Raw genomic sequence first — 6,395 nt, 5'->3', positions numbered from 1 at the left:
GGTCGAAGTGGGCCATGGACGGGGTGGCCGGGCCGTACGGGGCTGCGGCGGCGTGCGGGCCGTGCGGGGCTGCCGGGGCGTACGGGACATTGTGACGTTCCCGGGCCGCGGCCCGGGAACGGTGCAGGGCCCGGGTCTCCACGAACATCGTGCCCAGGACCACCGCGGACGCGGCGGCGAAGCCGAGCGTGCCGGGCATCTCGATCAGGCCGGTCGCGCCGCCGGCGACCCAGGCGAGCTGCATCGCGGTCTCCGAGCGGGCGAACGCCGAGTTGCGGGTGTCCTCGGCGACGTCCCGCTGGATGATGGCGTCCAGCCCGAGCTTGCCGGTCGAGCTGGCCATGGTGACCAGCAGGGCCGCGAGCAGCGAGGTCAGCTTGGTGTAGTTGACGGCAGCGCCCAGGCAGCCGCCGGCGGCCATCAGCAGCGACAGCATCAGCAGCGCTTCCGGCCGTTTACGGCCGAGACGGCCGCCGACGAACACGCCCAGGCCGCTGCCCACCCCGGCGCAGATCGCCAGCCCGGCCAGCCACAGGTTGTTGCCGCCGCTGGTCCGCAGCAGGAACGCCAGGTAGAAGGTGAGGAACCCGACCAGGCCGCGCAGCACCAGCGAGGCGCGCAGGGCCACCGGCAGCCCGCCGAGCGCGCGGCGCAGCCGGCCGGTGATGTCCCGGTGCGGGCGGAAGCGGCCCGCCCCGAGGACGGCGCGTTTCTCACCCGCGGCGGAGTCGACGTGTCCGGGCAGGTTGAAGGCGAGCAGAACACCCGTCATGTAGACGATGGCGCAGATCCGCAGCACCCACGGGTAGCCGATGTAGGGAATGTTGGCGATACCGAGCCCGAGCGGGGCCGCCACCGCCCCGGCCACGATGTTGACCAGGGAGATCCGGGAGTTGACCTTCACCAGGGTCAGTTCCCGGGGGGTCACCCGCGGGATGACCGCGCTGCGGGCCACCCCGAACGACCGGGACAGCATCAGCAGCCCGAGCGCCAGCGGGTAGACCGCCACTCCGTCGAGGGAGCTCGCGAGCTGCCAGGCGAGCATGCCGCGGGCCAGGCAGATCGCGGCCAGGGCGGTCCGGCGGCCATAGGCGAACCTGTCCAGCACCGGGCCGATCACCGGTGCCAGCAGGACGAACGGCACCATCGTGATCAACAGGTACAGGGCGACTTTCGAACGCGCCTCACCGGTGGGTACCGCGAAGAAAAGTGAGCCGGCGAGTGCTACCGTGACCAGCGCGTCCCCGGCCGCGTTGACGAACGAGAGCTCCACCAGGGAGGCGAGCCCGGACTGTTCGGCGCCGCCCCGGCGGGCGGAGGCCCGCAGCCTCCGCACCCTCCTGGCGACACCGGCACCCACGTTCACCATGCTGAGTGTCCTCCCCCCCAGGAGAGCCATCACGACCACGCAGCGCAGTTCCGGAACGTGTAGGCGACAATACGTGCGTGGAGGCTCAGGATGTACAGCTCGGCCCGGCAGCACCCCCGGCACCGGTGAGCGGGGACGCAACGGTGCCCGTCGATCCTGACCGGCCCGTCGACCTGGACCGGCCCGTCGACCCGGACCGGCCTGTTGACCCGGACCGGCCTGTTGACCCGGACCGGCCTGTTGACCCGGACCGGCCTGTTGACCCGGACCGGCCTGTTGACCCGGACCGGCCCGTCGACCCGGCGGAGCCCGTCGACCCGGCCCGGGGCGACCGGCCGGCGCGGGCCGCTCGGGCGAGCCGGCCGTCCGCCTCACCCCGGACCCCGCGCGCACCCCGGGCGCCGCGCCCACCCGTGCTGGACGCCGTGTGTGCCGCGGCCGTCGAGCAGGCCCGGGCCGCCGCGTTCGCCGAGGCCGGTGATCCCGGTCTGGTCGGTGAGCATCTCGGTGTCGAGGCCGACGGCGAACGGCTTGTCCTGCACCGTTTCGCCTGCCGGTCACGCGCCTACCCGAACTGGGTCTGGACGGTGGTGGTCACGCGCGCCGCGCGTATGCGCAAGGCCACCGTGGACGACGTGGTGCTGCTGCCCGGCGAGGGTGCGCTGACCGCCCCGCAGTGGGTGCCGTGGTCCCAGCGGCTGCGCCCCGGTGACGTCGGCGTCGGCGACCTGCTGCCGACCGCCGTGGACGACCCGCGCCTGACGCTGCGTCTCGGCGACGTCGAGGAGTTCGTCGACACCGACGCGTGGCACGAACTCGGCCTCGGCCGTCCGCGTCTGCTGTCAGTGACGGGTCGTGACGATGCGCTGGCCCGTTGGTATGCCGGTGAGTCCGGCCCGGAGGCGTCCATCGCCCGGGTCGCCCCCGCCGCCTGCCGGACCTGCGGTTTCCACGTGCGTCTCGCCGGCGCACTGGGGCAGGTGTTCGGGGTGTGCGCGAACGAGATGGCGCCGGACGACGGCCGGGTGACCGCGCTCGACCACGGCTGCGGCGCCCACTCGGAGGCGCTGGTGGCGCCGTCCGCGCACCCGGAGTCGATCGTGTACGACGACGACCCGGGCGACGCGGGGTCCGCCGACCTGGAGCTGGTCGGCGTCGCCGCGCATCCGCCGGGCTCGGTCCCGGACGATCCCGCCCAGGCCGCCCCAGCCTGGGACGCCGCCGGCCCGGAGCCCTACGGCCACTCCTGACGCGGCTCCCGGCTCTCCGTTCGGTTCCGCCTCTCTCTTGGCGGCCGATGGCGGTTTAGAAGCCGGAATGAAGCAGCCTGTGCACCTTGAGCCTTCCACGGGCCCGTGGCCTGCGAAGACGCTCCCGAGGATGTATGTGTTACTTTATTATGATTCCTGAGTGCCGAAGTCTGAGCGCCTCTCGAAACAGGAGATTATGAAGATCTCGAGAATGCCGACGAAAGTTGGCCGGAAGTGTTCTCGGAGTAGTTAGCACGTCGCGTGGCCTCTTGGCAAATTCCTTGAGCTGCCCGAGGATCCGATGAGGTGCGATAAGATTGAGCCTTTCCGCGTAACGACTCATGACTGTCCGCGACCGACACTCTCCATAGCTGATAGCTGACACGCCCGGGAACTGACGATTCAACAAGAAGACGCGGGACCCCGCTAAGAAGACTGCTCCGACCAAAGATCAGCCTTAGAAAGGTTCCGCGTCCCGGTGAGTGTGACATATACGGCCGTGTTGCCATCACGCGAGGAAACCGTTGAGTTTCTGGAGGGTTTACTCGCCGCGGAACGCACCCGACGCGGCACCCACACCGATACCCGCGCGCTGATCCGCCACCAGCAAGCAGTCCTGATACTGCGCTGGTTCCTTGACAGCACGCGGTCACCGTCGTGCGTACGGATATATGAGCCGCGATCCATACCGCGCGCCTTCACATGGCATGGCTTGCGATCGGCGGGTATCTCGTCCACCCGTGCTACTACAACGGGTTGACCATCTACCTCGACGATATCGATCTCGGGTCGAATCGGCGGCTCAAGTTGGTCGGTACAAGCTGAGGCGAGATCGTTCGCGAGCTTCGACACGTCGGTCTCCACCGGCCGGAACCCCTTTGACTCGTCGAGTCCGAGGATCAGCAGGCCTCCTTGGGAGTTCGCGAAGGCCGACACGGTCTCGGCAGCCGATCTGGGCAGTCCTCCAGCGGATGCCTTCACTTCTACGGTTTGCAGGTCCGTACCGGCGCGCCGGAGGCGTACGAGTGCCTCGTCGAACTCGCTCTGGAGGCTCGTCATCACACTCCCATCTCACAACTTCAATCAGTCTACATACAAATTTTGGAGTCAAGCTTGGGTGATGGACTTGTGTGATGGAGGGCTGACAGTTGGACCTGTGGAGCGGGTAATGCCAGGAGCGTGGAACGCGGGCTGTGACGACCTGGGGGACTCAGCGCCAGATCTGGATCTGTCTGGAAACGGTGCCAGCGGCTGTCGGCGACGCCGGCCGGCTGGACGCAGTAGTGATCATGTCGGACATGGGCGCAGCCAGGCCCGGCGCCGCTGGAAAGCTGCGGATGGGGGTGACCTACCTTGGTCGAGGCTCACCAGTCAGGGCATCGTTGACCTGGCCCGATCGGGTTCGTCCTGGCGGGATGCCTGGGGCTGGCCGGGCTTGCGGGCGCTGGGCGGCTTCACCGGGAAGCGTCCGGGAAGATGGGTGGCGTGACCGGTACACCGACCGCACCCACCGTCCCGTCCACGCTGCTTTCCGACGCTGTTGTGCCTGGCGCGACCGCGCAGCCCTACCATGAGCTCGGGCTTACTGACGACGAGTATGCCCGTATCGTCAGCACGCTCGGGCGCACGCCGTCCGACGCCGAGCTTGCCATGTACTCGGTGATGTGGAGCGAGCACTGTTCGTACAAGTCGTCCAAGGTGCACCTGCGCCAGTTCCGCGACACGCCCGCGGGTGACCGGCTGCTCGTCGGCATGGGCGAGAACGCCGGGGTGGTCGCGGTCGGCGAGGGGCTCGCCGTCACATTCAAGATCGAGTCGCACAACCACCCGAGCTTCGTCGAGCCGTACCAGGGCGCGGCGACCGGCGTCGGCGGGATCGTCCGCGACATCCTCACCATGGGCGCCCGGCCGGTCGCCGTCCTCGACCCGTTGCGCTTCGGGGACGCCGACGCCCCCGACACCGCCCGGGTGCTGCCCGGGGTGGTCGCGGGCATCGGCGGCTACGGCAACTGCCTCGGCCTGCCCACGATCGGCGGGGAGGTCGTCTTCGACCCGTCCTACCAGGGAAATCCGCTGGTCAACGCGCTGTGCGTCGGCGTGCTGCCGGTCGGCCGGGTGCAGACGTCGGCGGCGACCGGGGTCGGCAACGCGGTCGTCCTGCTCGGCGCCAAGACCGGCCGGGACGGCATCGGCGGCGTGTCCGTGCTGGCGTCGGCGACCTTCGACGAGGGCGGCGGGCCGGCGCGCCGGCCGTCCGTCCAGGTCGGCGACCCGTTCACCGAGAAGATCCTCATCGAGTGCTGCCTGGAGCTGTTCGACCGCGGCTTCGTCGTCGGCATCCAGGACCTCGGCGGGGCCGGGCTGACCTGCGCGCTGACCGAGACGACCGCGGCCGGGCTCGCCGCCGGCGGCCCCGGCGGGATGGCGGTCGACCTCGGTCTCGTCCCGCTGCGCGAGGCGTCGATGGCGCCGCACGAGATCCTCGCCAGCGAGTCCCAGGAGCGGATGCTCGCGATCGTCACCCCGGACGCGCTGCCCGAGGTGCTCGCGCTCGCCGAACGCTGGGGTGTGCTGGCCACCAGGATCGGGACGGTCACCGACAGCGGGCGCCTCGTCGTCCGCTGGCACGGTGAGGTCGTCGTCGACGTCCCGCCCGGCTCGCTCGCCGACGACGGGCCCGTCTACGACCGGCCGGTGCGCCGGCCGGCGGACCTCGACGCCCTGCGGCTGGACGACCCGGCGGCACTGCCGCGCCCGAGCACCGGGGACGAGCTGCGCGCCACCCTGCTGACCATGATCGCCTCGCCGAACCTGTGCTCGAAGGCGTGGGTGACCGACCAGTACGACCGGTACGTGCAGGCGAACACCGTGCTCGCGCAGCCCGAGGACGCCGGGGTGGTCAGGCTCTCGGAGGAGACGGGCCTCGGCATCGCGCTGGCCACGGACGGCAACGGCCGCTACACCCGGCTCGACCCGTTCGCGGGCGCGCAGCTCGCCCTGGCCGAGGCGTGCCGCAACGTGGCCGCGGCCGGGGCCACACCGATCGCGGTGACCAACTGCCTGAACTTCGGCTCCCCCGAGGACCCGGAGGTCATGTGGCAGTTCGCCGAGGCCTGCCGGGGCCTCGCGGACGCCTGCCGCCGGCTCGGTCTGCCGGTCACCGGCGGGAACGTGTCGTTCTACAACCAGACCGGCGCCACGCCGATCAACCCGACGCCGGTCGTCGGCGTCCTCGGCCTGTTCGACGACGTGGCCCGGCGGGTCCCGATCGGCTTCACGGACGAGGGTGACTCGCTGCTGCTGCTCGGGCGGACCCGGGAGGAGTTCGGCGGCTCAGAGTGGGCCTGGGTGACCCACCGTCACCTCGGCGGGCGCCCGCCCGCCGTCGACCTCGCGGCCGAGAAGCTGCTCGCCGAGATCCTGGTCGCCGGCTCCCGCGACGGGATGCTCACCGCGGCGCACGACCTCTCCGACGGCGGGCTGGCGCAGGCACTGGTCGAGTCCTGCCTGCGGGGCGGGCACGGCGCCCGGATCGTCTTCCCCCGGGACGCGGACCTGTTCACCGAGCTGTTCAGCGAGTCGGCGGGCCGCGCGGTGGTGGCCGTGGCCCGCTCCGAGGAACTGCGCTTCACCGACATGTGCGCCGCCCGCGGACTGCCGTGTCGGCGCATCGGCGTGGTCGACGGCGACACCCTCGAGGTCCAGGACGCCTTCACCGTCACCCTGGCCGACCTGCGAACCGCCCACACCTCCACCCTGCCCTCCCTGTTCACCAC

3 protein-coding genes and 2 pseudogenes are annotated in these 6,395 nt (G+C 70.7%); 3 read left to right on the top strand and 2 right to left on the bottom strand.

Annotation, left to right across the window (positions count from 1 at the left end):
• A partial coding sequence (locus tag AC5LUJ_RS22700) for an MFS transporter (protein WP_493465718.1) occupies positions 1-1,369 on the bottom strand: 1,369 nt, incomplete at its 3' end.
• A 143-nt stretch (positions 1,370-1,512) separates the two neighbouring features.
• On the opposite strand from AC5LUJ_RS22700, the gene AC5LUJ_RS22695 reads away from it, so the two are divergent.
• Together AC5LUJ_RS22695 and AC5LUJ_RS22690 are read left to right on the top strand one after the other, a co-directional pair.
• Positions 1,513-2,619: a DUF3027 domain-containing protein gene (locus AC5LUJ_RS22695; protein ID WP_493465717.1), complete on the top strand. Its 1,107-nt coding sequence runs from the start codon at positions 1,513-1,515 to the stop codon at positions 2,617-2,619.
• A 478-nt stretch (positions 2,620-3,097) separates the two neighbouring features.
• Positions 3,098-3,268, top strand: a pseudogene (locus AC5LUJ_RS22690) (IS5/IS1182 family transposase); the annotation flags it as partial.
• A gap of 56 nt (positions 3,269-3,324) precedes the next feature.
• Here AC5LUJ_RS22690 and AC5LUJ_RS22685 read toward each other — a convergent pair.
• Positions 3,325-3,678 (bottom strand): annotated as a pseudogene (locus AC5LUJ_RS22685) (AlbA family DNA-binding domain-containing protein); the annotation flags it as partial.
• Between the two features lie 426 nt (positions 3,679-4,104).
• Here AC5LUJ_RS22685 and purL point away from each other — a divergent pair.
• Positions 4,105-6,395 (top strand): phosphoribosylformylglycinamidine synthase subunit PurL (gene purL, locus AC5LUJ_RS22680; protein WP_493465716.1); only part of this gene is annotated, 2,291 nt, incomplete at its 3' end.

The organism is Protofrankia sp. CiP1_Cm_nod3 (genome assembly GCF_982290655.1).
The sequence above is the reverse complement of the archived record's forward strand: the minus strand, read 5'-3'. Positions and strand labels throughout refer to the sequence as shown.